Consider the following 23,768-nt stretch of genomic DNA (forward strand, 5'->3'; position numbering starts at 1 on the left):
GAGGCCTGTTATGATATCGGTAACAAGATTAAATGGAACACCGATGTGGATCAATGCCCTACTGGTCGAAATGGTAGAAGAAAGCCCGGATACATACATTACGCTCGTAACCGGAAAAAGACTGATCGTTCTCGAAAAAGCCGATGAGGTTATTACGAAGATCCGGGATTATAACAGGGACATAGGCACATATGCTGCCACCATTAAAATCCAGTCAATGGAGGAGCTAACATGAAAAAGATGATGCCGTGGCTCATCACGATATTACTAGCGATTACTCTGATCGTGGTCGCCGCATTTTTACTATTGGACAGGATCTTTCCGAAAGATACGAACGAGGTAAGTGCTGCTGTTCAAAATGTGGAAACAAAACATTTAACTGCAGATGAAATCGTCGAATTGACGGCAGAGATCATTGATATCAAAACAAATCTTGCTGATCCCGATTTTATCCTTCAAGTAGATTTCGCCTTCCAACTGAGTTCTGCGAAATCAAAGGAAGAATTCGAAAAAATAAAAGAGATCAAAATCAAACCAATAATTATCAAGACGCTTGCAGATACCAAACCTGAGGACCTTAATGGAGCGAATGGAAAAGATCAGCTTAGCAGTAAGCTTATTAATCTGATCAATAAGACATTGACTGAGGGCCAAATTACTCAGATCGAAATCACCAAATTCCTTTTGGCTTCTGTGTAGCTTTATTCCTGATAATTCTTTGATAGGGGGGTGATTGAATTGGTTGATGTACTATCACAAAACGAAATTGATGCTCTGCTTGCTGCACTTTCTTCAGGTGAGATGGACGCCGATGAACTTAAAAAGGAAGAAACTCAGAAGAAAATCCGCTCTTATGACTTTAAACGGGCTGTCCGCTTTTCCAAAGATCATATCCGCAGTCTTACACGGATACATGACAATTTCGCCCGTTATCTTACAACGTATTTTTCAGCCCAATTGCGCACCTTCGTTCAGATTAATGTCGTTCAAGTAGAGCAGCTCCCTTATGATGAATTTATTCGCTCCATACCGAAAATGACGATATTGAACATTTTTGAAGCTGAACCTTTAGAGGGCCGCATGGTAATGGAAGTTCATCCAAACATTGCTTTTGCTATGCTGGACAGGTTGCTTGGGGGCTTTGGAACTGCACCTTCTAAGATTAATGCTCTAACTGAGATCGAAACAACGATTATGGAGCGTATCTTTAGTAGATGTTTTGAGAGTCTGCAGGAGGCTTGGAAAACGGTGCTGGATATTCATCCGCGGATGGAAGCTCTTGAGACGAACCCGCAGTTCATGCAGATTGTATCGCCCAATGAGACCATTGCATTAATCTCTCTAAGTACCAAAATTGGAGATACAACAGGCATGATCAATCTTTGTATACCGCATGTCGTTCTAGAGCCTATCATGTCCAGACTTTCTGTTCACCAATGGTTTGTGACAGAGAAGAAGACGCGGGATGAAGATGAGCTACTGGCCATTAGAGCTAGAGTTCATAAAGCGAAGCTGCCGATTGTTGCTGAACTTGGAGAATCGAGCTTATCCATATCTGAATTCCTAGGGCTTAGTGTCGGTGACGTGATTTCTCTCAACAGAAACGTAGATTCTGGACTGTCAATTAAGGTAGGGGAGAAGCTTAAGTTCATCGGAAGTCCCGGAATGGTTAAAGATCGGGTAGCCGTGCAAATAGACGAAATTGTCAATGAAGGAGTTGAAGAATTTGACGAGTAAAGATTATTTATCCCAAGAAGAAATCGACGCCCTTCTGAGACAATCTGCGGAGGGCTCATTAGCTCCTACGGAGAAAACGGTAGATGACTATCTAACACCGTTTGAACAGGATGCTTTGGGCGAAATTGGTAATATAACGTTTGGCAGTGCAGCAACAGCACTTTCCACTTTACTAGGGAAAAAAGTAGATATTACAACCCCTCAAGTTTCGATCATTACACGCGGGGAGTTTGAAATTGCTTTTCCTAAACCGCATGTAGCTGTTCACGTTCAATATGTGGATGGGTTTCAAGGGATTAACTCACTTGTTATTAAGATTAGGGATGCACAGGTCATTGCCGATCTGATGCTTGGCGGTGCCGGCGAACCTAAGGATGAAGAGTTGAATGAAATTCATATTAGCGCTGTGCAAGAAGCTATGAATCAAATGATGGGTTCTTCTGCTACATCGATGTCTACGATTTTTAATCGTTTTGTTAATATCTCGCCTCCGGGTATCGACATTTTGAATATGTCCAGCGGAGAAGGAGTAGGCAGTCTGCCAGACGATGAAACCCTAATTCGTATTTCGTTCCGGCTTAAAATTGGTGATTTGATAGATTCTACTATTATGCAGCTCTTGCCTGTTCAGTTCGCAAAAGATATGGTATCCATGCTACTTGGTGATGTTAGTCCGGCAGAGGAGGAGGCAGCGGTCACAATGGCTGAAACACCTGCTATGACTAATTCTGCGGAGACACCACCTCCAGCACCTCCGGTGCAACAGGCGCCCTCACAGCCCGCAGGAGGAACGCAACCACCATATCCACCGCAGGGTATGCCAGCGTATCCAGGGATGCCAGAAGGCGGGTATTATTATCCTCCAGCGGGTATGCCAGCGTACGGAATGCCTGGGATGCCACCATACGGTATGCCACCGCAAGGGATGCCATATGGACAGACACCACCGCTTAATTCTGAGGCAAATCGCAATGTAAATGTACAGCCTGTGCAATTTGCAAATCTGAATGGTGGGGCCTTTGGTCATATTGATGAAAATAATTTAAATTTATTGATGGACATACCGCTTAGAGTAACCGTAGAATTAGGAAGGACCCAGAAGCAGATCAAAGATATTTTAGAAATGTCACAAGGCTCAATTATTGAGCTGGACAAGCTCGCAGGTGAGCCTGTAGATATTTTGGTTAACAACAAGCTTATTGCCAAAGGTGAAGTCGTTGTTATCGACGAAAACTTTGGCGTACGCGTTACGGATATCGTCAGCCAGTGGGACCGAATTCAGAAATTACAATAAGCATACTTAGGGAGGATTTTGTAAAAATGGCTAACCGAATTCTAATCGTGGACGATGCAGCATTTATGAGAATGATGATCCGTGACATTTTGTCGAAAAACGGATTTGAAGTAGTGGGCGAAGCTCAGGACGGTTCTCAAGCGATAGAAAAATTCAAGGAACTGCGTCCGGACCTCATCACGATGGATATTACTATGCCTGAGATGGACGGAATCGCCGCCCTGAAAGAAATCAAAAAAGTAGATCCGGCTGCAAAGGTTATTATGTGTTCAGCCATGGGCCAGCAGGCTATGGTTATCGATGCAATCCAAGCAGGAGCTAAAGACTTTATAGTGAAGCCTTTCCAAGCTGACCGGGTTATCGAAGCTATTAACAAAACGTTGGGCGTGTAGGATAAAGTCATGTTATATTCCGAAACGCTCGGAAGCAGTAACACCCTGCTGAATTTGTTTAAAGTTATTATTGTCCTGGCGATAATCATTGTACTTATAGTGGTACTGATTCGTTTTCTTGGACGACGTAATCAGACCTTTATGAGCAACCGTTCTATAAGAACGCTTGGTGCAATAGGGCTTGGACCTAATAAGTCGATGCAGGTTATCGAACTGGGAAGCAGTCTTTACTTAATCGGGATTGGTGAAAATATATCCATTTTGGATAAAGTCACCGATCCGGATGAGGTAGCATTGATCATTGCGGCATTTGAGGATCAGTCCTCTAACCAGAATAATTTCCTCGCACCGCTTATTGCCAAGGTAAAGGTAAAGCTGCGTGGGGAGGTTCCATCTCAGGAAATTGAACTTAGTGAAACATCATCTTTTTACGAGACTCTGCAATCCAAGCTTCGTTCTGCACCAGAGCGTAAAGAGAAAATGGAAGAGCTGCTTCGGGATGATGTTACTAAGGATGAGTCGAGGAATATATGAAAAAGAAGCTAATTCTTGCTATTCTGCTGTTCGGTATTATCAGTGTGGTTATGATGACGCCGATACATGCTGATCCTATACCTAATGTTAATATTCAGGTCGGTAATGAAGGTTCAAGCAGTGGTACCAGTTCCATATCAATTCTTCTTCTTGTAACGGTTCTGAGTATTGCTCCGGCGTTTCTGGTTCTTATGACTAGCTTTACTAGAATTGTAATCGTATTAGGCTTTGTGAGAACCTCGCTGGGTACTCAGGCTATGCCTCCAAACCAGGTGCTGGTAGGACTTGCTCTGTTTCTGACCCTGTTCATTATGTCACCAACGCTGGCCACAGTGAATGAAAATGCGTTGCAGCCGTATATGAAGGGGACAATCACACAAACTGAGGCTTTTGATAAAGCTGCTGATCCGATGAAAGAATTTATGTTTAAACAGACGAACACCAAAGATCTTCTGTTATTTATGAAATACACCGGTTATACCGGATCTACTAAACCGGCTACATACAGTGATATTCCACTGACGGTGATGGTGCCAGCTTTTGCAATTGGCGAATTGAAAAAGGCTTTTACAATGGGCTTCTTAATTTTCATACCATTCCTGATTATTGATATTGTTGTGGCGAGCACACTGATGGCCATGGGGATGATGATGCTTCCCCCGGTTATGATTTCATTACCTTTTAAAATAATGCTCTTCGTACTGGTAGACGGCTGGTACTTAGTCATTAAATCACTACTTCTTAGTTTTAACACCTGACCTAAAGAGGAGGCATGAGGGATGAGTACGGAGTTTATAATCGGGCTAGCAAGCCAAGCCGTATATTTAGTGCTGGAAGTCAGCGCACCCATGCTGATTCTTGGTCTGGTGGTAGGGCTAATAATCAGTATTTTTCAGGCTACGACACAGATTCAGGAACAGACGCTAGCGTTTGTTCCCAAAATCGTCGCAGTGCTATTGGCTTTATTGCTATTTGGTCCGTGGATCATCACGAAGCTGATTGACTTTACAAGCCAAATTTTGGGTAATCTCTATATGTATATTGGTTAATCAATGAACATGGAGACCATACTGCAAAGTTTACCCGTCTTTTTGCTTATTTTTTGTCGAATAACCGCTTTTTTTGTTGTCGTTCCTGTATTTTCTTCACAAGGAGTCCCGACAACCTTTAAGATTGGCATTTCTTTTTTTGTAGCATTGGTTGTCTTTAGTGCTAACGGAACAGGGCTTACGATCCCGCAGGATTTCAGTTATATTTTGCTGATTGCCAGAGAGGTATTAATAGGATTATTGCTAGGTTTCGTTGGATATTTGATGTTTATGGCGATTCAGACAGCAGGTTCATTTATTGATATTCAGATTGGCTTCGGTATTGCTAATGTTATCGATCCTATGACTGGAACGTCTGCACCAATTCTTGGTAATTTCAAATATATGATAGCCCTGCTAATGTTTCTGAGCATGAATGGTCATCACCATCTGCTAGATGCTATTGTGTACAGTTATAAATGGGTTCCTATGAATAACGATTTATTTCTAGGCATGATTGACGGTAGTTTATCAGAGTTTCTGGTTCGAACATTTGCTCAGTCCTTTGTACTCGCTTTTCAAATGTCGGCTCCTTTAGTAACTGCGCTGTTTCTGACTGATGTTGGCCTTGCTTTCTTGGCGAGAACGGCTCCGCAATATAATGTATTTGTTATTGGGGTTCCGCTCAAAATCATTATAGGTCTTGCACTGCTTTTAGTGCTGATGCCTGGTCTGGCTGTGCTGTTTCAGAATCTCTTCGATATCATGTTCGAATCCATGGAGAATTTATTGAATCTCATGGGGAAGAGTCCGTAGGTGACCGTAAGGGGAGCGTATTATGCCTAAGACGAAGCGGTATAGACTGGATCTTCAACAATTCGCCGGTGAAAAGACGGAAAAAGCAACCCCGAAGAAACGGCAAGATGCTCGTAAAAAGGGTCAAGTAGCCAAAAGTGCTGAGCTATCCGGTGCAGTTGTATTGTTATCAGCAGTAGTTAGCTTGATGATGTTTGGTGGTTTTATGAAAGAACGCTTCATGAAGCTATATATGGATGTATTTCAGAATCAAATGACACTGGAGGTTACTCCTGAGAATATAACGCTGCTATTTAATCAATATGGACTACAAATACTGATTTTGCTAGCTCCATTACTTGGAATAGTTTTTGTTATGGCGCTGGTAAGCAATCTGGCGCAGGTGGGCTTTATGACCACGGGAGAGGGGATCACCCCTAAATTCAGCAAGCTTAATCCGATAAAAGGGTTCAAAAATATTTTCTCCATGCGTTCGTTTGTCGAGTTCCTGAAATCCATATTTAAGCTTCTAATTATTGCTTATCTGGTATATAGCACTTTATGGGGAGAAAAGAAGAACTTTGCATCCCTGTCGCATATCAGTGCGGAGGGGATTTTTAAATTTGCGGCCAAGCTGACGATGAGTCTTGGTTTGAAAATCGGGGCTGCACTATTGGCTATGGCTTTTCTGGACTACATGTATCAGAAGTACGAGCATGAAAAAAGCCTGAAAATGTCCAAGCAGGATATCAAGGATGAATACAAAAAAATGGAGGGTGACCCTCTAATCAAAGGTAAGATCAGGGAACGCCAACGTAGAATGGCCATGCAGCGTATGATGCAGGAAGTTCCAAATGCGGATGTAATCATTACGAATCCTACGCACTTTGCTGTTGCGCTTAAATATGACGGTACCAAGATGGAAGCGCCGCAGATTATAGCAAAGGGTCAGGATTATGTAGCACTTCGCATCCGGGAGCTGGCTAAAGAGCACGGCGTCGTGACTATGGAAAACAAACCGCTGGCACGGGCATTATTCCAAAGGGCAGAGATTGGAGATGTCGTTCCAAATGATCTGTTCCAGGCTGTGGCTGAAGTGCTGGCATATGTATATAAGCTTAAAGGTAAGAGGAGATAAGGCGGGGGGGTTAGGACATTGAAAGCTAAAGATTTAACAGTTTTGCTAGGCATCATCGGGATCGTGCTTATGATGATTCTGCCTATCCCGTCCTGGCTATTGGACGTTTTGCTTGTTATTAACATCTCAATCGCATTAATTATCATTCTGGTTGCTATGAATACGAAAAATGCACTCGAATTTTCAATTTTTCCTTCACTGCTCCTAGTAACCACACTTTTTCGTCTGTCACTTAACATCTCGACTACAAAACTGATCCTGACTTACGGAGATGCCGGTTCAGTGGTATCTACTTTCGGTAGCTGGATCGCTGGCGGACAGATTGCGGTTGGATTTATCGTGTTTCTGATTTTGGTAGTAGTACAGTTTATTGTTATTACCAAAGGTTCAGAGCGCGTAGCTGAGGTAGGCGCTAGATTTACCTTGGATGCGATGCCCGGTAAACAAATGAGTATTGATGCCGATCTTAACGCAGGCATGATTAACGAAACCCAGGCACGTGAGCGCCGGCGTAACGTAGAACGCGAAGCGGATTTTTTCGGAGCCATGGACGGTGCAAGTAAATTCGTTAAAGGAGACGCGATTGCGAGTATTATCATCTTGCTGATCAATCTCATCGGTGGATTTATTATCGGTATGATGGTTCACGGGATGGACTTTGCTACTGCGTTATCCACTTATTCTGTATTGACCATCGGGGACGGTCTTGTCAGTCAAATTCCAGCTTTGCTTATTTCGACAGCAGCCGGCTTGATTGTTACTAGAGCTTCTTCGGAAGGTAATCTTGCAGAAGAGCTGACAGGACAGTTGTTGTCCTATCCGAAATTGTTGTATATTGTCGCAGTTACGGTAGCTTTTCTTGGACTCTTTACACCCATACATATGATTACAACGCTCCCATTGGCCGGATTGCTGGCTTTTGCAGCCTACCGTATGGGACAAAATTTAAATAAGAAACAGATTGCCGAAGAGCAACTTGTTGAAGAGAAGCAGATTGAAGAGGTACGAAGTCCGGAAAGTGTCATTAATTTGCTGTCAGTTGATCCCATTGAATTCGAGTTTGGTTATGGTCTTATTCCTTTGGCGGATACAGGTCAGGGAGGCGATCTGCTAGATCGTATCATCATGATTCGACGGCAATGTGCCCTAGAAATGGGTCTTGTAGTACCTGTTATTCGCATTCGCGACAATATTCAACTAAAACCGAATGAATATGTCATAAAAATTAAAGGAAATACAGTTGGCGGTGGTGAATTATTACTTAATCATTACCTTGCAATGAGTCCAGGATATGATGATGAATCTATAAACGGTATTGAGACCATCGAACCATCCTTTGGGCTTCCAGCATTATGGATTGATGAATCGGTTAAAGAGCGGGCTGAATTGTCCGGCTATACTGTAGTAGACCCTCCATCTGTTGTCGCAACACATCTGACGGAGTTAATCAAACGTCATGGACATGAGCTGATAGGAAGACAAGAAACTAAGATGCTGGTGGACAACCTTAGGGATAATTATCCAGTGCTCGTCGACGATCTTATTCCTTCCGTATTGGCGATTGGGGATGTGCAGAAGGTTCTTGCTAAGCTGCTTCGTGAAAAAATATCGATCAGAGATTTGGTTACGATTTTTGAGACATTGGCGGATTATGGGACATACACCAAGGATCCTGATATTCTCACTGAATATGTTCGTCAGTCCTTGTCCAGACAGATTACCCAGCAATTCTCACAAGTAGGAGAGACGCTGAAAGTCATCACGGTGGGGCCTAATCTTGAAAAGAAAATTTCCGAGAGTGTGCAGCAATCTGAACAGGGAAGTTATTTGGCACTAGATCCAACTTCGACACAAACGATCTATCAGCGGTTAAGTGAACAGATTAATCGATTGCTGCAGACAGGGCAACAGCCAATAGTGCTCACATCACCAACCATTCGTATGTATTTGCGGCAGGTGATTGAACGAACGATGCAGGATATTCCTGTACTGTCTTATAGCGAGCTAGAGCCTAACATTGAAATACAAAGCGTCGGAGTGGTGAATTTATGAGAGTGAAGCGTTACGTGGTCGATTCGATGCCTGACGCCATGCTTTCCATTCGCAACGAGCTTGGGAGCGAGGCCGTCATTTTAAGTACAAAGGAAATCAAAATCGGCGGATTTTTAGGGTTATTTAAGAAGAAAAAAATAGAAGTTGTAGCAGCAGTAGAAAAGGCAGAGAAGAATAATGTTCCAAAAAAGCCGGCTGCGCCAGCGATGAACATTCCACGGAGTGCAGTACCACAGGCTTATCAAAAAGCTTCATCTGCTTCCACTACACCTTCTATACCTTCCGTACCTTCTGTTTCATTAGAAAAGCCAGAAGAGTCACGGACGTTTGCAGAGATTGCTGCAGCCTTATCGGAAGCTATCAATGTACAAGAATCGATAGCCAAGCATCCGGAGCCAGAACCTGAGCAAAAACTTCCTGAATTAAATCTGGAAGATGCACCTTCTATATCAGCGTTGTATGAATCATTAGGATTAGAACAATCGCCAGAGGTTGCCACTGCTCTCGAAAATGATGTTCTTCGTGAGATTAGAGATATGAAGCTCTGGATGGAGCGAATTGCCAGACAATCCTCAGGTGGAAGAGAACTGCCAGACAGTCTGCAGGAGCTACGGGATCTTTTATTAGAGCAAGAAATGGATGCTGTGCTTGTTGAGGAATGGATCAGTAACATCTCGGAACGTTGGGTGGATGAAGGGCGTACTTGGGGACCAGAGAAATTTATGGGATCTCTTAAAGAACAGATTGATGGTTTCCTGACGGGACGAATTGCTGATGGAATTGCCCGGGATACTCAAATTGTATATATTGCCGGACCCACTGGAGTTGGAAAGACCACAACCATAGCTAAGCTTGCGGCAGAACAGCTATTTAAGCACGGACGCAAGGTAGGTTTTATCACCTCCGATACGTATAGAATCTCAGCTGTGGAACAGTTGCGAACCTACGCTGCTATTCTCAATGTTCCATTGGAGGTTGTCCAATCGCCAGGAGATTTGCAAAGAGCACTCTTTCGCTTGGAGAGTTGTGATCTAGTATTAATGGATACAGCTGGCCGAAATTATCGTAATGATATGCTAGTAGCCGAACTGCAAAGCTTGCTTGCGAAGGAATTGAGAAGTGAAACTTATCTTGTGCTTAGCTTGACCTCGAAAAGCCGTGATATGAAACTTATTGCAGAGCATTTCGGCAGATATAGGCTGGATAAGGTTATTTTCACAAAGCTGGATGAGACGGGGAGTTACGGCCCGCTCTTTAATGTCCTGAATGACTTCCCGCTTACCTTGTCTTATATGACCGATGGTCAAAATGTTCCTGATGACCTGCTTATGGCTACCAAAGGACAGCTGAGTGAGTTGCTTCTTGGAACAGGTGAAACATGATGGATCAGGCACAATCCTTAAGACAGCTTGTATCCAGTCAGGATTCTAAAGTAGCTGTAAGAGGGGGATCATCCGCCAGGATCATTACGGTGTGTAGTGGTAAAGGGGGCGTTGGTAAGTCGAATTTTACACTTAACTTCGCTCTAACTTTAAAGGCTATGGGCAAACGGGTTTTGCTGTTCGATGCAGATATCGGCATGGCTAATATAGACGTGTTGATGGGCGTATCGGCGAGATATAATCTTTATCATTTGTTAAAAAGAGAAGCGGATATCGAGCAGATTATTCAATACGGTCCGAATTCGCTCCCTTTTATAGCAGGTGGCTCTGGAATGGATGAGCTATTCACGCTTTCAGAGTCTGATCTTGATTATTTCACAAATCAGATAACACTTATCGCGGACAGCATGGATTTTATTTTGTTCGATACAGGCGCTGGTTTATCTAAGGAAACGATGAAGTTTATAACTTCTGCCGACGATTGCCTAGTGGTTACTACACCAGAACCAACAGCTATCACAGATGCATACGCATTAATGAAGGTTGTGAATCGTTCCTATCCTGAGACTTCCTTTAAATTGATTGTGAACCAGGCAGGTGATGAAAGGGAAGCCATAGCGACAAGCGACAAGATCCGAATGGCCGCCAGTCGTTTTTTGCAATTAGATATTTCTTATCTTGGTCATATAAGCTCAGATGCCCATGTAGTGCAAGCTGTCAAAAGGCAAACGCCATTCACATTGGCTTTTCCAAACAGTATTGCTGCAAAAGATATACATCGGCTTGCCCTAAGTTATTTGACCATTGATTCTAAAAAGAGCACAAAAGTCCAAGGGATTAAAGGCTTTATCCATAAATGGTTAAAGCGGAGTAAATAGTTGTTCTGAATTTGGGACAGAGGTGGAAATGATATGAAGCCATATAAAGTATTGGTTGTTGATGATTCGGCATTTATGCGCAAGATCATTTCCGATTTAATTGAAAATGACGCTGACTTTCAGGTGACGGCAACAGCAAAAAACGGTCGTGAGGCTATCGAAAAAATCAATGAGCTTCGTCCAGATCTGGTTACTATGGATGTAGAAATGCCAGAAATGAACGGCCTGGAAGCGCTGAAAATAATAATGGCCTCAGACCCTCTGCCAGTGATTATGCTGTCAGGGATCAATGAAGAGGGTATGAAGGAAACCATTCTTGCACTGGAATGGGGCGCTTTTGACTTTATTCGTAAACCTTCGATTACCAACTCTCAGGATATCATGGGAGTGGGAGAATCCTTAAGGGAACAAATGAAAGAGGCTATGATGGCCCGGGAGCAGCGCGAAGCACGTGCTTCTGCATTTAAGTTGCCAGACATACCGCCAGTAGAAGTCGCACCGCCAACTGTACCGAGAGTGATGCCCGGCAAACCCAAGGTAGAACCTAAAGCTTCACTCAAAAATGAAGTGATCAAAAAACCGCGGGTGAAGCAGCCGTTAGATCATACTGTTCCTAAAAGAGCAGCCAAACCATTAATCTCTACTCCACCACCTTTATCAGAAAAGAGTAATGCAAGGTCAAGAGTAGAGAATAACGCTACCCCACCAAAACCGTTGCCTAAACCTAAAGTGGAAGTGTCTTCTGACGCTCCTGCAAATCCTCAGGTCCGGAAGTATGGGAGTAATGATCTGCAAAAGTTGGTTGCCGTGGGGTGCTCTACAGGTGGACCACGTGCTCTAAAGGTATTTCTGGAGAAGATTCCTGCGGATTTTCCAGCGCCTATTGTTATCGTGCAGCATATGCCGCCTAACTTTACCAAATCACTAGCCCAGCGACTGAATACCTTTAGCCCGCTAGAAGTGATTGAAGCTGAGCAGGGGATGATATTGCAAAAAGGAACTGCTTATATAGCACCTGGAGGCTATCATTTACAAGTTGTCCCATCCTCTAGAGGGCAATATGTGGTTGTACTCACAAAGGAGGAGGCACGTAATGGCCATCGACCTTCTGTGGATGTTTTATTTGAATCATTGCTGCCGCTCACATCGTTAGAACGTCATTTGTTACTAATGACAGGGATGGGTAGTGATGGGGCAAGAATGATGAAAACCTTATACGACTCTGGGGTAACCTCAACCTTTGCTGAAAGCGAAGAAACATGTGTCGTATATGGAATGCCGCGATCTGCGGTGGAATTACAGTGCGTCCAGCACGTACTGCCTTTGCAAGAAATTGCTCCAAGGCTGGTGCAAGCTGTTAAATAACAGAAAAGCGAACTCAAAGGGGAGGTGCTCACTGATGGACATGAACCAATATTTATCCATGTTTATTGATGAGTCGAACGATCATCTGCAGTCATTGAACGAGAGCATGATGGGGCTGGAAGCGAATCCTGAGGACATTAGTATTGTACAGGTAATATTCCGCTCTGCGCATACCTTAAAAGGTATGGCAGCAACTATGGGCTTTGAAGATTTGGCTTCACTCACACACCAAATGGAAAATGTTCTTGATTTGGTACGCAACAACAAACTGCGCATGCAGGATTTCATTTTTGATACGTTGTTCAAAAGTTTGGATGCCTTGGAGTCTATGGTTGAGGATATTACGGGAGGAGGCGAGGGTAAAGCGGATGTTTCGTCTATCGTCTCCTCCTTACAGGCTATAGTCCGGGGAGAGATTCCTGTTGCGGGTGGTGAGGCAGCTTCTGTCTCAGGACCTGCTGCACAAGCGGTTGAAACCCCGATTCATTTAGATGAGTTTCAATTTTCTGTTCTAGAACAGTCGATTCAAGAAGGACATCAAGTATTATATGTGGACGTAACCATTCGCAAGGATTGTCAGCTTAAGGCAGTACGTGCATATATGGTGTTTGATCTTTTGGAGCGTTCAGGTGAAGTGGTTAAATCCTTCCCATCCGTTCAGGATATTGAACAAGAGAAATTTGATCAAAGCTTCTCTCTATATTACATAACTCAAAAAAGTGCTGATCAAATTCAGGCTATGATTCTAAATCTGTCTGAGATTGACAAGGTATCGGCAGTAGCATTGGATCAAGATTCTCTGCAACAGCTGGGTCAGGAAGCAGCAGCAGCCTCTGAAGTGGCAGCCACGACTACTGAGGCTCCAGCTGCACCTGCGGCTTCTGCCGCTAAACCCCTGCCAACCAAAGAAGAGGGCAACAAACCGGCAGCTCACAAAACAGGTGGTGCACCATCACGTACCATTCGTGTAGATATTGAACGTTTGGACGTGTTGATGAATTTATTCAGTGAACTTCTTATCGACCGTGTCCGATTGGAACAGCTGGCTTCTGAGGTTCAAAATGGTGATCTTACAGAAACGGTTGAGCATATGGGCCGGGTAAGCGGAGATCTCCAGAATATTGTAATGAAGCTGCGGATGGTTCCAGTAGATACAGTATTTAACCGATTCCCACGTATGATTCGTGATCTAGCCAAGTCACTAGACAAAAAAGTAGATCTTATCATCACAGGAGCAGAAACTGAGCTAGACCGAACGGTCATTGACGAAATCGGGGATCCGCTGGTGCATTTATTGCGTAATGCAGTTGACCATGGTATCGAATCCATTGCGGATCGTGTTGCTGCTGGTAAGCCGGAGACCGGAACGGTCTATTTGCGGGCTTTCCACAGTGGTAATCACGTCTTCATTGAGATCGAAGAAGATGGAACAGGGATTTATCCGGAGAAGGTTCTGAAATCTGCTGTGAAGAAGGGTGTTATAACACAAGAGCAGGCAGCCAGTATGTCAGACGACGAAGCTTTTCAGTTGTTATTTGCCCCAGGCTTCAGTACAGCAGAGGTCATTTCTGATGTTTCAGGGCGCGGGGTAGGGCTAGATGTTGTGAAATCTAAGATTTCTTCTTTGGGCGGCAATGTAACGATTTATTCTGCTCCAGGTAAAGGAACAAATTTCTCAGTACAACTGCCTCTAACTCTATCTATCATTGCTGCAATGCTTATCCGTTTAGGTTCTGAGAAGTATGCCATTCCTTTGACTTCTATAGTGGAAACCGGAATCGTGAAGCAATCTCAGATCCGTACAATCCATGGCAATAAAATGGTAGAATTCCGTGATTCACATATTCCTCTGGTTTCGCTAAGTCGTCTCTTTTCAGTACCAGATTATGATGAGAGTACCGAAGAAGAAACAGAAATCGTAGTTGTGCGCAAGGGAGAAAGATTAGTTGCCTTAGCAGTACAGGATTTTATTGGCCAGAACGAGGTTGTGATTAAGAATCTGGGTAAATATTTGCCTGATGTACAAGGAATATCTGGCGCAACCATTCTTGGTGATGGTCAAGTAGCACTTATTATTGATCCCAACGCTTTTATTAAATAACTAGGATAGAACAGGGAGGTTCATTCCATGGCTGAAGATATTAAAGTGATAGTGTTCAAATTAGGCGTAGAGGAATATGGAATTGAAGTTGAGAAGGTACAAACTATTGAGCGCATGATGCCCATTACTCGTGTACCTAAGACCTATTCATTTATCAAAGGTGTAATTAATTTACGTGGTGTTGTTATTCCTGTAATTGATTTACGGGGCCGTTTCGGCATCGAAGAGGCTGAACACACCGATCAGACAAGAATCATCATCGTATCTGTTAATGAAATGGAAGTAGGCTTCATTGTAGACTCTGCAAATGATGTTATAGATCTGAACAGAGATTCTATTGATACACCTCCTGATGTTGTTGGCGGCATCAAGGCGAAGTATTTGGATGGGGTGGCCAAGATTGGAGACGAGCGCTTACTGATTATGCTCAACTTGTCAGAAGTGCTTAACAAAAGCGAAATCGTTCAATTAGAAAGCCTAGAGGGCTAACCTGTGGAACTATTTAAGCACTATAAGGATTTCAAAATGGATGTGCTTAAGGAAGTTGGGAACATTGGAGCTGGAAATGCAGCCACCGCATTATCACAGCTCTTGAACAAGCCGATAGATATGGCTGTTCCTAAGGTACAGCTCCTTAACTTTGAAGAAATTACTGATAAAGTTGGCGGAGCCGAAGAACTAGTATATGCGGTGTTTCTACGTGTGGAGGGTGAAGCTCCAGGTAACCTGTTTTTCATTCTGTCACCAGAAGCGGCAATGAACTTGCTTAGTCGTATTGCAGGCATTGAGCTGTCGAGTGATGAAGAGCTTGGAGAAATGGAACTTTCTGCGCTAAGCGAAATTGGCAATATTTTGGCAGGTTCGTATCTTTCTTCTCTAGCAGACTTCACCTCACTTTCTATGTATCCAACGGTTCCGGCCCTTGCTATGGACATGGCTGGCGCCATCCTTAGCTACGGTCTGCTGCAATTCGGGCAGATGGGGGACGATGCATTGTTGATCGACACTACCTTCTTTGAGGGGAAAAACGAAATTGAAGGGCAATTTTTCCTTATTCCCGATCCGGAATCATTCCCGAAAATCTTCAAATCGCTAGGAGTTCCTTTTGAAAATGATTGAAGAACAAAGCATTATTAAAGTAGGGATGGCGGATCTTAACGTTGGCAGCCAAGATAGTTTAATTCGTACCACAGGTCTTGGCTCCTGCGTGGGATTAACATTGTTTGACCCTGGAAAAAAGCTCGCAGGGATGGCGCATGTGATGCTCCCATCATCTGAGATTGCTAGGGAAGGGCAGCTAAACATCGCTAAGTTTGCAGATACCGCAGTGCCGGAGCTCTTATCCCGTCTGCTAGAGCTTGGGGCGGTTCGGAGCCGGATCGTAGCCAAGATGGCCGGAGGTTCACAAATGTTTGCCTTTGCCGGGGGGAGCGACACCATGAGGATCGGGCCTCGTAATGTTGAATCTTGTAAACTAGCACTTGAAAATTTAAAAATTCCGTTAATCGCAGAAGACACAGGCGGCAATTATGGCCGTACGATAGAAATAGCCTGCAACACTGGTATATTGTTTATTCGCAGTGTGCAAAAAGGCGCTAAGGAACTATAATTATGAATATGATTGGAAACATTTTGATAAACTTGGTGTCGGGTTTGGTAGGTTTCATATTTACCTTTTTTGTAACCTACAGTAACAATGTATTGGGTACTAGTTTATTAAGAAGCCTAATTGCATTTATCATCTGGTTTCTGCTTGCTTTTCTCTTAAGATGGGTATTGGGTTTTATTATGATTCAAACATCGCCTCCGGATGAAGTGGACACTGGCGGTGAAGAACTTGGGGCGAAGCTGGACATCAGCACCCCTAATGAGGATGAAGAATTAATCAATCTACTAAAACCGAAGCCAGGACAAGGAAACGAAAATAGCGAGGGATTTAAGCCTCTTACACCTCCTAAGCTAGTTTCGATGAAGGATCCTGAAGAATTGGCCAAGGCCGTTCGTCACCTGAAAGAAGAATAAGTGAGGGCTGAGGCGGAATCGGTGATCTTATTGGAAGGTACATTTCGCCGCGAATGCTCGCTGACTAAACTTTGGGAAGGGTGAAAGCTATTGAACGAGCGTAAAGCTTCTCAATTGGAAACTGACGAGCTATGGGAACAGTGGAAAGAACACAGAGACCCTGAAGCCAAAAAGAAGCTGATAGAGAGTTATCTCCATATTGTTGATTATGTATCCAGTCGTTTGGCTGTGGGATTACCCAAAAATGTATCCAAAGATGATTTAGCCAGCAATGGGGTTATGGGACTAATTGATGCGATTGAGAAATTCGACTACAAACGAGGATTGCAATTTCAGACCTATGCGTCCTGGCGTGTGCGTGGTGCGATATTAGATTCATTACGCCAAAGTGATTGGGTACCTAGATCCGTTCGGGAAAAAGCTAAAAAAATCGAGGACGCTTATCAGCAGCTGGAGCAGAAGCACTTAAGGTCAGTTAGTGACGAGGAAATGAGCCAATACCTTAATATTAGTGAACTGGAATTTCAAAATATGTTGCAGGATGTGGCTGTGATGTCACTTTGCTCACTGGAAGACCCGATTCGTGAAGAGGAATCAGAGACCCGAATGTCCATACTGGTGGACGATAAAGCTAAGAATCCGGATAGCAAGGTAAATGAATTCTACTTGCGCGAAGCGCTCACCAAAGGTATTGAGAAATTAACGGTGAAAGAAAGGACCGTTGTGTCCCTTTTATATTATGAAGATTTATCTTTAAGTGAGATTGCAGAGGTCATGTCGTTATCTCCTTCAAGAATTTCGCAGTTGCATTCCAAAGCTATTTTGCGGCTGAGGGGAACGCTCGAGAAGAACCGTGATCTCCTTATGCAGAACGATTAACCGTTAGCGGTGACAAGGGGGAGCAAAATTTGATCGGTCAATATGCTTTGAATCAGTACTTGAGTATAACTTTTTCGGAGGACAAAGGGATCGCGTATTTGCAGTTCTCCAAAAAGGATGAGAATTTTTCCTGCTCATCTACAGAACTGGAAGCCTTCCTGCACAGTCACAATATTCGCTACGGTATCAAGAGTGATGTTGTCGAACGTATTTGTAGTCATCCTGAGGAGTTTTTTTGGAGTAAAGTTCCGATTGCTGCAGGTTATCCTGCTGTGCATGGCACGGATGGACGAGTTATGCTTACAGTAGATCTGGAAGAGGACCGCAAACCGCTTGAGAAAGCGGATGGTAAGGTCGACTATAAGGACTTGGTCCGGCTTCGTAATGTACTTAAAGGAAAGTTAATAGCTAAAATTATCCCTGCCCAGCCTGGAAAGCTAGGGATGACTGTAACTGGTGATGAGCTTGCTTTCAAGGCTGGAAAGGAAGCTCATTTTAAAATCGGGAAAAATGTACTCATTGATAATGACGGCACTTCGATGTATGCAGCGATTGATGGACTGGTAACGTTAACTGATAACGGGAAAATCAATGTGTTTCCTGTATATGAAGTGAATGGTGATGTGGATTACAGCACTGGAAATATTGATTTTGTAGGTACGGTCGTCATACGCGGGAATGTCCTTTCAGGCTTCACTGTAAAGTCTGCCGGTGATATTCGGGTTGTAGGCGGCGTTGAAGGTGCAGAGTTAATCTCTGGGGGCTCCATTGAAATTACTGGTGGAATTATCGGATATAACAAAGGCCAAGTTACCGCTGGAAAAAGTGTGAAGGTTTCTTTCATTCAAGATGGAAACGTAACCGCTGGGGAAGATGTAATTGTTTCTCAGAGTATTATGCACTCCAATATACGTGCTGGTAGAGATGTTATCTGTAACGGCTCTAAAGGTTTGATTGTGGGTGGAATCGTTCAGTCTGGAGAAAGAGTTGTAGCAAGAACTATAGGTAACACCATGTCCACTGCGACTGTGATTGAGGTAGGCGTGGTTCCAGAGCTTAGAAATGAGATTAACGAGCTTCGTCAAGAGTTGCGGCAGCTGCTGGAGAACGAGGATAAAACCTCTAAAGCTTTGTATCTATTAAATCAATTGGCTACTAACGGTCAGCTCCCTGCGGATAAAGTGGCGCTTCGCGTCAAATTAAATGCTACTAAACAATCCCATCAACGTGAAGAAAAAAGAATTAAAGAACGAGTGCTAGAGATAGAAAGAATGTTAGAAGATACAGGTAGAGCGAGAGTTGAGGTTATCAAAACCATTTATGGCGGTTCAAAGATCATGATCGGCAGATATACCCGATTTGTTAAGGATGCTACGGAGCGGGTTGTGTTTATTTACAGTGATGGGGATATATCTTTAACGCCGTACAATTAATCGGGCGGGCAGCATTTGCGGCCGGCCATTACTTGTGAGAGAAGGGTTAAGATGAGCCTAAAACCGGTAGAACTGCAAATTGCTTTGCCTCGCACCACGGAGGCGGGCAAGCTTCAGAATGAATCTCAGCAACGTCCTGCTATCGACCAACATCAATTGGCTGGGCAAAATGTAAAACAAAGTCAGGAATTGGCCATGCGGAGCACTGAAGTGGATGAGTCTTCTGAATCAGCTTTACGGGATGGCGGTGGAAAAGGCAATCCTCATTCAGGTGGAAATTCTTCTTCAGATAAACACTCGAACTCGCCTGCAACCCGTGATGCCGAGCATCCTTACAAAGGCCAACGCATTGATCTAAGTCTTTAATAAGAATCCACATGAATCTACATCTGAAATGTAAAAGGAGATAAGGCACTTGCAACCATGGGTTTATATTGTGCTAGTAGGTGTCGCTGCTATTCTTTATGCCCTTTTACTTCCCGCACGTGTAAAGGAAGGAAAAGCTAATCAGCAAAGCCTCAAGGAAACAGAGGCTGCGCTTGAGCTATATATGGCAGACATAGAGCGCGAGAATGAGGAACTGGTACAATTAGTTAGTAGTATTAAACAACAATCGCAAACTAATCATAATTTACTGCAGGGACAGGTTAATGAATTACAGAGTCAAGTGGTAGAGTTGCAGAACAGCTCTTTAAAGCTAGAAGCACGAGTGGCCGAGGAAGAGAAGGGTTTGAAAGAACTTGCAGTGACGGTTGAACAAGGTTCGAAGGTTAAAGTTGGTGTTAACGAAGATACGTCTCTGCCAGCAGAGATGAGTTCAGTGTCGCCAGATGTGAAAGCGAAACCTATTAGTTCGATAAAATTACGTTACCCAAGATTGTTTGAACTGCATGAGCAGGGCAAATCGATAGACTCCATTGCCAAGACGGCTGGACTTCAGCGAGGGGAAGTGCAACTGATTCTGCAACTTGCCAAACAGGAGGAATCGGTATGATTAAGAACCGTTCATTCTTGTTCGGACTAGGCACAGGACTAATTACTGGCGCTTTATTACTTCAGTTAATGATCTCCGGTGGAGCGGCTCCACTTACCAAAGAACAAGTTCTACAGGGTGCTGAAAAATTGAATATGAAAGTCATCGATGAAGCTGCAGAATCTGCCTCGGGGGAAGCTGAGAATGATAATAAAGAGGAAATCACAGAGACTGAGGGATCGACAGTAGTAAGCAAGGAGAACGTCAGCCCCTCTGCGCCGGCTGCTGCAGCCTCCCCCACGCCGGTAGTGTCACCTACAGTACCTGAGAGCTCTGATAAAGCCATTGCGCCAAACAAGCCATCTACGCCTACTGACGGGAAGGTTGAGCAGCCAAAGATCACTCCAAAGGCTAGTGCCGCTCCAACCGCTGTAGCACCTGTAACGCCTAAAGTCACAGCAAATGCTAGTGTTTCTGTTCGAATTCCATCTGGAAGCACATTGACCGCAACAACAGATATTTTAGCGAAGGCTGGCGTCATTAAGGATAAGTCTACTTTTCTAGAGGCTGCAAACAAACGAAAGATTAATACGAAAATTCAATCCGGTTCTTATAGCTTTAATAAGGGAGAGAGTATTGACTCCATAATAGAGAAGTTAATAACTTTAAAGTGATCGTTGCATACACTGAGATAATATGGTATAGTAATTGACGGTGTTAAAACACACGCCGGTTGATTTCGACAAGGGGTGCTTTCTTCTGAAGAAAGTCTTGCTGAAAGATGACGCATGGCGGAGGAGACACACAATAAACCAAACTTAGGAGGTGTGTGAAGATGGCAGTAATCTCCATGAAACAGCTTCTAGAAGCTGGGGTACACTTCGGTCACCAGACTCGTCGTTGGAACCCAAAGATGGATCGTTATATCTTCACTGAAAGAAACGGAATTTACATTATTGACTTGCAAAAAACAGTCAAAAAGGTAGAGGAAGCTTACAACTTTGTAAAAAGCGTCGCTGGTGACAACGGCACAATCCTATTCGTAGGAACAAAGAAACAAGCTCAAGATTCCGTAAAAGAAGAAGCAGAACGTTCCGGTATGTTCTTCATTAACCAACGTTGGTTGGGCGGAACGCTTACTAACTTCCAAACTATTCAAAAGCGTATTGATCGCTTGAAGAAATTGGAATCTTGGGAAGAAGACGGTACTTTTGAAGTACTACCTAAGAAAGAAGTTATCCTTCTTCGCAAAGAGAAAGATCGTCTTGAAAAATTCTTGGGCGGTATCAAGAACATGAAAGGTCTTCCAAGCGCGTTGTTCATCATTGACCCGCGTAAAGAGCGTATTGCAGTTGCAGAAGCTCGCAAATTGGGTATTCCAATCGTAGCTATCGTTGATACTAACTGTGATCCAGACGAAATCGACTACGTAATTCCAGGTAACGACGACGCTATCCGCGCTGTTAAATTGTTGACTGGTAAAATGGCAGACGCTGTTGTTGAAGCTCACCAAGGCGAAGACACAACTACTGCTTAAGTAGCGGCTAGCACATACAAGAACTTAAATGAAAAGGGTGGTTGGCAGGTGGATAACCTCTCACTGCCCTTTTTTTAGGATAAAGGCCTTGAATAATGTAAGAAAACGACAATTACCTGGAGGGAATAAACAATGGCAGTTGATGCAAAAGCAGTAAAAGAACTTCGTGAAAGAACAGGCGCTGGTATGCTTGATTGTAAAAAAGCGCTTGAAGAAGCTAATAACGATATTACTAAAGCAGCAGAATTGCTTCGTGAAAAAGGTCTGTCCGCAGCAGCAAACAAAGCAGGACGTATTGCTACTGAAGGCGTTGTAGAATCTTACATCCACGCTGGCGGCCGCATTGGTGTACTTGTAGAAATCAACTGCGAAACTGACTTTGTTGGTAAAACAGATTCCTTCAAGGAATTTGCTCGCGATATCGCTATGCAAATCGCTGCAGCAAACCCTCGTTATGTTCGTCGTGAAGAAGTACCACAAGAAGATGTTGAAAAAGAAAAAGAAATCCTGAAAGCTCAAGCTTTGAACGAAGGTAAGCCTGAGAAAATCATTGAAAAAATGGTTGAAGGACGTATTGGTAAATATTACGAAGAATATTGCTTGCTTGAGCAAACTTTCGTTAAAGACCCAGACAAAACAATCTCCCAATTGTTGAATGAAAAAATCAGCACCATCGGAGAAAACATCTCGATCCGTCGTTTTGCTCGTTTTGAACTAGGCGAAGGTTTGGAAAAGAAAGTGGATAACTTTGTTGAAGAAGTTATGGCACAAGTTAATCAATAATAGCTTCATCATAAATATGAAGAATTGAATAAAGGCAAGCATCAGAAGAGCGGAACACGTACACGTAGTGTTCCGTCTTTTGCAGAAAGTGAGGGTATACATTTGGAACAGCCGGTATTTAAGAGAGTAGTCCTTAAGGTAAGTGGAGAGTCTTTGGCAGGACAAAACGGATATGGTATTGATGCCGACATGATTATTTCCATCGCTGAACAGATCAAGGAAGTTGTAGAACTTGGCGTTCAGGTTGCAATTGTTTGTGGCGGGGGTAACATTTGGCGCGGGATCGCGGGCAGCGCAAGCGGCATAGATCGCGCTACTGCAGATTATATGGGCATGCTGGCAACAGTAATGAACTCACTTGCTCTTCAGGACGCATTAGAGCAAATTGATGTGCCAACAAGAGTGCAGACTTCGATCTCGATGCAGCAAATTGCTGAACCATATATTCGTCGTCGTGCGATTCGCCACTTGGAGAAGGGCCGGGTTGTTATTTTTGCAGCAGGCACAGGTAACCCATTCTTCTCAACAGATACTACTGCAGCACTTAGAGCGGCAGAGATCGAAGCAGAAGTTATTCTGATGGCGAAAAATAAGGTTGACGGAGTATATTCTGCTGATCCGTTCAAAGATAGTACAGCTGAGAAATTCGAACAGCTTACTTATATGGATGTTCTGAATAAAAACCTCGGTGTTATGGATTCAACAGCTTCATCTTTATGCATGGATAACAATATACCGCTCATTGTATTCGCCATTACAGAACAAGGCAATATCAAACGTGTCGTTCTCGGTGAGAAGATCGGAACGATTGTTAAAGGGAGTGTAGATTAATGCCACAATCGGTCAAAAAAAATGCTGAAGAGCGTATGGACAAAGCGATTTCATCGCTGAAACGTGACTTGGCAACATTACGTGCAGGACGTGCAACAACATCGCTTCTCGATCGTATTCAAGTTGAATATTACGGAGCACCTACTCCAATTAATCAGCTGGCCAACATAAGTACTCCGGATTCCCGGACACTGTTGATTCAGCCGTGGGACAAAACATCGATGTCTGATATTGAACGGGCGATCATGAAATCCGATATCGGATTGACGCCTGCCAATGACGGCACCATTATTCGTCTTTCTATCCCTCCGCTGACTGAAGAGCGTCGGACGGACTTGGTTAAGCTGACTAAGAAGTTTGGTGAAGAAGCGAAAGTAGCGATCCGCAACATTCGCCGTGATGCCAACGATGATATTAAAAAGATGGAGAAAAACGGTATCTCTGAAGATGAGTCCCGTGGCCATCAGGAAGACATTCAAAAAACAACGGATAAGTTCATAGCCGAAGTTGACAAAGTGCTTGTCTCCAAAGAAAAAGAGATTATGGAAGTTTAATGATATTCAAGAGACTTAAGGCCCCTCCGTTAATGGTGGGGTTTGTCTCTTTCTGATAAG

At 43.6% G+C, this 23,768-nt stretch carries 28 protein-coding genes; all 28 read left to right on the forward strand.

Annotated elements, in window-relative coordinates; translation table 11 throughout:
* Window positions 1-10 precede the first annotated feature (10 nt).
* The 28 genes from NST45_RS08855 to frr all read left to right on the forward strand — a co-directional run bounded on the left by NST45_RS08855 (window position 11) and on the right by frr (window position 23,708).
* Complete coding sequence (locus NST45_RS08855) at window positions 11-235, forward strand: flagellar FlbD family protein (RefSeq protein WP_036688535.1); 225 nt, start codon at window positions 11-13, stop codon at window positions 233-235.
* On the forward strand, window positions 232-699 hold the full coding sequence (locus tag NST45_RS08860; RefSeq protein WP_036688532.1) for a flagellar basal body-associated FliL family protein: 468 nt from the start codon (window positions 232-234) through the stop codon (window positions 697-699). The genes NST45_RS08855 and NST45_RS08860 overlap by 4 nt, the downstream gene beginning before the upstream one ends.
* Window positions 700-738: 39 nt before the next feature.
* On the forward strand, window positions 739-1,737 hold the full coding sequence (fliM, locus tag NST45_RS08865) for a flagellar motor switch protein FliM (RefSeq protein ID WP_036688529.1): 999 nt from the start codon (window positions 739-741) through the stop codon (window positions 1,735-1,737).
* A complete protein-coding gene (gene fliY, locus NST45_RS08870; RefSeq protein WP_036688526.1) occupies window positions 1,727-3,031 on the forward strand; it encodes a flagellar motor switch phosphatase FliY in 1,305 nt (434 codons plus the stop codon). The genes fliM and fliY overlap by 11 nt, the downstream gene beginning before the upstream one ends.
* A gap of 26 nt (window positions 3,032-3,057) precedes the next feature.
* Window positions 3,058-3,423, forward strand: coding sequence for a response regulator (locus tag NST45_RS08875; protein ID WP_036688523.1), 366 nt, complete (start codon window positions 3,058-3,060; stop codon window positions 3,421-3,423).
* A 9-nt stretch (window positions 3,424-3,432) separates the two neighbouring features.
* Window positions 3,433-3,957 carry a flagellar biosynthetic protein FliO gene (locus NST45_RS08880; protein WP_036688521.1) on the forward strand — a complete coding sequence of 175 codons (525 nt, stop codon included), beginning with the start codon at window positions 3,433-3,435 and terminating at the stop codon, window positions 3,955-3,957.
* Window positions 3,954-4,715, forward strand: coding sequence for a flagellar type III secretion system pore protein FliP (gene fliP / locus NST45_RS08885; protein ID WP_036688518.1), 762 nt, complete (start codon window positions 3,954-3,956; stop codon window positions 4,713-4,715). The genes NST45_RS08880 and fliP overlap by 4 nt, the downstream gene beginning before the upstream one ends.
* A gap of 21 nt (window positions 4,716-4,736) precedes the next feature.
* Entirely contained in the window at window positions 4,737-5,006 is a 270-nt protein-coding gene (fliQ, locus tag NST45_RS08890) for a flagellar biosynthesis protein FliQ (protein ID WP_036688516.1), read from the forward strand.
* Between the two features lie 9 nt (window positions 5,007-5,015).
* Window positions 5,016-5,801, forward strand: coding sequence for a flagellar biosynthetic protein FliR (gene fliR, locus NST45_RS08895; RefSeq protein ID WP_036688514.1), 786 nt, complete (start codon window positions 5,016-5,018; stop codon window positions 5,799-5,801).
* A 22-nt stretch (window positions 5,802-5,823) separates the two neighbouring features.
* Window positions 5,824-6,918 carry a flagellar biosynthesis protein FlhB gene (flhB, locus tag NST45_RS08900; protein WP_036688512.1) on the forward strand — a complete coding sequence of 365 codons (1,095 nt, stop codon included), beginning with the start codon at window positions 5,824-5,826 and terminating at the stop codon, window positions 6,916-6,918.
* 18 nt (window positions 6,919-6,936) lie between these two features.
* Window positions 6,937-8,970: a flagellar biosynthesis protein FlhA gene (flhA, locus tag NST45_RS08905; RefSeq protein ID WP_036688509.1), complete on the forward strand. Its 2,034-nt coding sequence runs from the start codon at window positions 6,937-6,939 to the stop codon at window positions 8,968-8,970.
* A complete protein-coding gene (flhF, locus tag NST45_RS08910; RefSeq protein ID WP_036688507.1) occupies window positions 8,967-10,352 on the forward strand; it encodes a flagellar biosynthesis protein FlhF in 1,386 nt (461 codons plus the stop codon). Before flhA ends, flhF begins: the two co-directional genes overlap by 4 nt.
* Window positions 10,349-11,230, forward strand: a complete 882-nt coding sequence (locus NST45_RS08915) for a MinD/ParA family protein (RefSeq protein ID WP_036688505.1) — start codon at window positions 10,349-10,351, stop codon at window positions 11,228-11,230. Before flhF ends, NST45_RS08915 begins: the two co-directional genes overlap by 4 nt.
* A gap of 33 nt (window positions 11,231-11,263) precedes the next feature.
* Window positions 11,264-12,595 carry a chemotaxis response regulator protein-glutamate methylesterase gene (locus NST45_RS08920; protein ID WP_076140999.1) on the forward strand — a complete coding sequence of 444 codons (1,332 nt, stop codon included), beginning with the start codon at window positions 11,264-11,266 and terminating at the stop codon, window positions 12,593-12,595.
* A 34-nt stretch (window positions 12,596-12,629) separates the two neighbouring features.
* Complete coding sequence (locus NST45_RS08925; RefSeq protein WP_076100385.1) at window positions 12,630-14,696, forward strand: chemotaxis protein CheA; 2,067 nt, start codon at window positions 12,630-12,632, stop codon at window positions 14,694-14,696.
* A 27-nt stretch (window positions 14,697-14,723) separates the two neighbouring features.
* Window positions 14,724-15,185 (forward strand): chemotaxis protein CheW, encoded by a 462-nt coding sequence (locus NST45_RS08930; RefSeq protein ID WP_036688501.1) that lies wholly within the window; start codon window positions 14,724-14,726, stop codon window positions 15,183-15,185.
* Between the two features lie 3 nt (window positions 15,186-15,188).
* Window positions 15,189-15,815, forward strand: coding sequence for a chemotaxis protein CheC (locus NST45_RS08935; RefSeq protein WP_036688500.1), 627 nt, complete (start codon window positions 15,189-15,191; stop codon window positions 15,813-15,815).
* Entirely contained in the window at window positions 15,808-16,305 is a 498-nt protein-coding gene (locus tag NST45_RS08940) for a chemotaxis protein CheD (RefSeq protein ID WP_036688499.1), read from the forward strand. The genes NST45_RS08935 and NST45_RS08940 overlap by 8 nt, the downstream gene beginning before the upstream one ends.
* Window positions 16,306-16,313: 8 nt before the next feature.
* Window positions 16,314-16,718: a hypothetical protein gene (locus tag NST45_RS08945; RefSeq protein ID WP_036689092.1), complete on the forward strand. Its 405-nt coding sequence runs from the start codon at window positions 16,314-16,316 to the stop codon at window positions 16,716-16,718.
* Window positions 16,719-16,808: 90 nt separating this feature from the next.
* A complete protein-coding gene (locus NST45_RS08950; RefSeq protein WP_036688498.1) occupies window positions 16,809-17,597 on the forward strand; it encodes a FliA/WhiG family RNA polymerase sigma factor in 789 nt (262 codons plus the stop codon).
* A 29-nt stretch (window positions 17,598-17,626) separates the two neighbouring features.
* Window positions 17,627-19,030: a FapA family protein gene (locus tag NST45_RS08955; RefSeq protein ID WP_076100387.1), complete on the forward strand. Its 1,404-nt coding sequence runs from the start codon at window positions 17,627-17,629 to the stop codon at window positions 19,028-19,030.
* A gap of 51 nt (window positions 19,031-19,081) precedes the next feature.
* Entirely contained in the window at window positions 19,082-19,396 is a 315-nt protein-coding gene (locus tag NST45_RS08960) for a hypothetical protein (RefSeq protein ID WP_036688496.1), read from the forward strand.
* Window positions 19,397-19,445: 49 nt separating this feature from the next.
* Window positions 19,446-20,024: a hypothetical protein gene (locus NST45_RS08965; protein ID WP_038571941.1), complete on the forward strand. Its 579-nt coding sequence runs from the start codon at window positions 19,446-19,448 to the stop codon at window positions 20,022-20,024.
* Window positions 20,021-20,677, forward strand: coding sequence for an endolytic transglycosylase MltG (locus tag NST45_RS08970; protein ID WP_339825395.1), 657 nt, complete (start codon window positions 20,021-20,023; stop codon window positions 20,675-20,677). Before NST45_RS08965 ends, NST45_RS08970 begins: the two co-directional genes overlap by 4 nt.
* Window positions 20,678-20,838: 161 nt before the next feature.
* Entirely contained in the window at window positions 20,839-21,540 is a 702-nt protein-coding gene (gene rpsB, locus NST45_RS08975) for a 30S ribosomal protein S2 (RefSeq protein WP_036688493.1), read from the forward strand.
* 132 nt (window positions 21,541-21,672) lie between these two features.
* Complete coding sequence (tsf, locus tag NST45_RS08980; RefSeq protein WP_036688492.1) at window positions 21,673-22,323, forward strand: translation elongation factor Ts; 651 nt, start codon at window positions 21,673-21,675, stop codon at window positions 22,321-22,323.
* Window positions 22,324-22,425: 102 nt separating this feature from the next.
* Window positions 22,426-23,154 (forward strand): UMP kinase, encoded by a 729-nt coding sequence (gene pyrH / locus NST45_RS08985; protein ID WP_036688491.1) that lies wholly within the window; start codon window positions 22,426-22,428, stop codon window positions 23,152-23,154.
* Window positions 23,154-23,708: a ribosome recycling factor gene (frr, locus tag NST45_RS08990; protein WP_036688489.1), complete on the forward strand. Its 555-nt coding sequence runs from the start codon at window positions 23,154-23,156 to the stop codon at window positions 23,706-23,708. Before pyrH ends, frr begins: the two co-directional genes overlap by 1 nt.
* Window positions 23,709-23,768 lie beyond the last annotated feature (60 nt).

The organism is Paenibacillus sp. FSL R7-0163, from assembly GCF_037969975.1.
Taxonomy (GTDB): Bacteria; Bacillota; Bacilli; order Paenibacillales; family Paenibacillaceae; genus Paenibacillus_AQ; species Paenibacillus_AQ odorifer.

Excerpts from the sequence above, each read along its gene's own strand:
- NST45_RS08925 (WP_076100385.1), top strand. The coding sequence starts at position 12,630 with ATGGACATGAACCAATATTTATCCATGTTTATTGATGAGTCGAACGAT.
- fliR (WP_036688514.1), top strand. The coding sequence starts at position 5,016 with ATGGAGACCATACTGCAAAGTTTACCCGTCTTTTTGCTTATTTTTTGT.
- fliQ (WP_036688516.1), top strand. The coding sequence starts at position 4,737 with ATGAGTACGGAGTTTATAATCGGGCTAGCAAGCCAAGCCGTATATTTA.
- NST45_RS08880 (WP_036688521.1), top strand. The coding sequence starts at position 3,433 with ATGTTATATTCCGAAACGCTCGGAAGCAGTAACACCCTGCTGAATTTG.
- rpsB (WP_036688493.1), top strand. The coding sequence starts at position 20,839 with ATGGCAGTAATCTCCATGAAACAGCTTCTAGAAGCTGGGGTACACTTC.
- NST45_RS08970 (WP_339825395.1), top strand. The coding sequence starts at position 20,021 with ATGATTAAGAACCGTTCATTCTTGTTCGGACTAGGCACAGGACTAATT.
- NST45_RS08945 (WP_036689092.1), top strand. The coding sequence starts at position 16,314 with ATGATTGGAAACATTTTGATAAACTTGGTGTCGGGTTTGGTAGGTTTC.
- NST45_RS08855 (WP_036688535.1), top strand. The coding sequence starts at position 11 with ATGATATCGGTAACAAGATTAAATGGAACACCGATGTGGATCAATGCC.
- NST45_RS08920 (WP_076140999.1), top strand. The coding sequence starts at position 11,264 with ATGAAGCCATATAAAGTATTGGTTGTTGATGATTCGGCATTTATGCGC.
- NST45_RS08875 (WP_036688523.1), top strand. The coding sequence starts at position 3,058 with ATGGCTAACCGAATTCTAATCGTGGACGATGCAGCATTTATGAGAATG.
- NST45_RS08940 (WP_036688499.1), top strand. The coding sequence starts at position 15,808 with ATGATTGAAGAACAAAGCATTATTAAAGTAGGGATGGCGGATCTTAAC.
- NST45_RS08860 (WP_036688532.1), top strand. The coding sequence starts at position 232 with ATGAAAAAGATGATGCCGTGGCTCATCACGATATTACTAGCGATTACT.
- NST45_RS08960 (WP_036688496.1), top strand. The coding sequence starts at position 19,082 with ATGAGCCTAAAACCGGTAGAACTGCAAATTGCTTTGCCTCGCACCACG.
- tsf (WP_036688492.1), top strand. The coding sequence starts at position 21,673 with ATGGCAGTTGATGCAAAAGCAGTAAAAGAACTTCGTGAAAGAACAGGC.
- fliP (WP_036688518.1), top strand. The coding sequence starts at position 3,954 with ATGAAAAAGAAGCTAATTCTTGCTATTCTGCTGTTCGGTATTATCAGT.
- frr (WP_036688489.1), top strand. The coding sequence starts at position 23,154 with ATGCCACAATCGGTCAAAAAAAATGCTGAAGAGCGTATGGACAAAGCG.
- NST45_RS08930 (WP_036688501.1), top strand. The coding sequence starts at position 14,724 with ATGGCTGAAGATATTAAAGTGATAGTGTTCAAATTAGGCGTAGAGGAA.
- NST45_RS08915 (WP_036688505.1), top strand. The coding sequence starts at position 10,349 with ATGATGGATCAGGCACAATCCTTAAGACAGCTTGTATCCAGTCAGGAT.
- flhF (WP_036688507.1), top strand. The coding sequence starts at position 8,967 with ATGAGAGTGAAGCGTTACGTGGTCGATTCGATGCCTGACGCCATGCTT.
- flhB (WP_036688512.1), top strand. The coding sequence starts at position 5,824 with ATGCCTAAGACGAAGCGGTATAGACTGGATCTTCAACAATTCGCCGGT.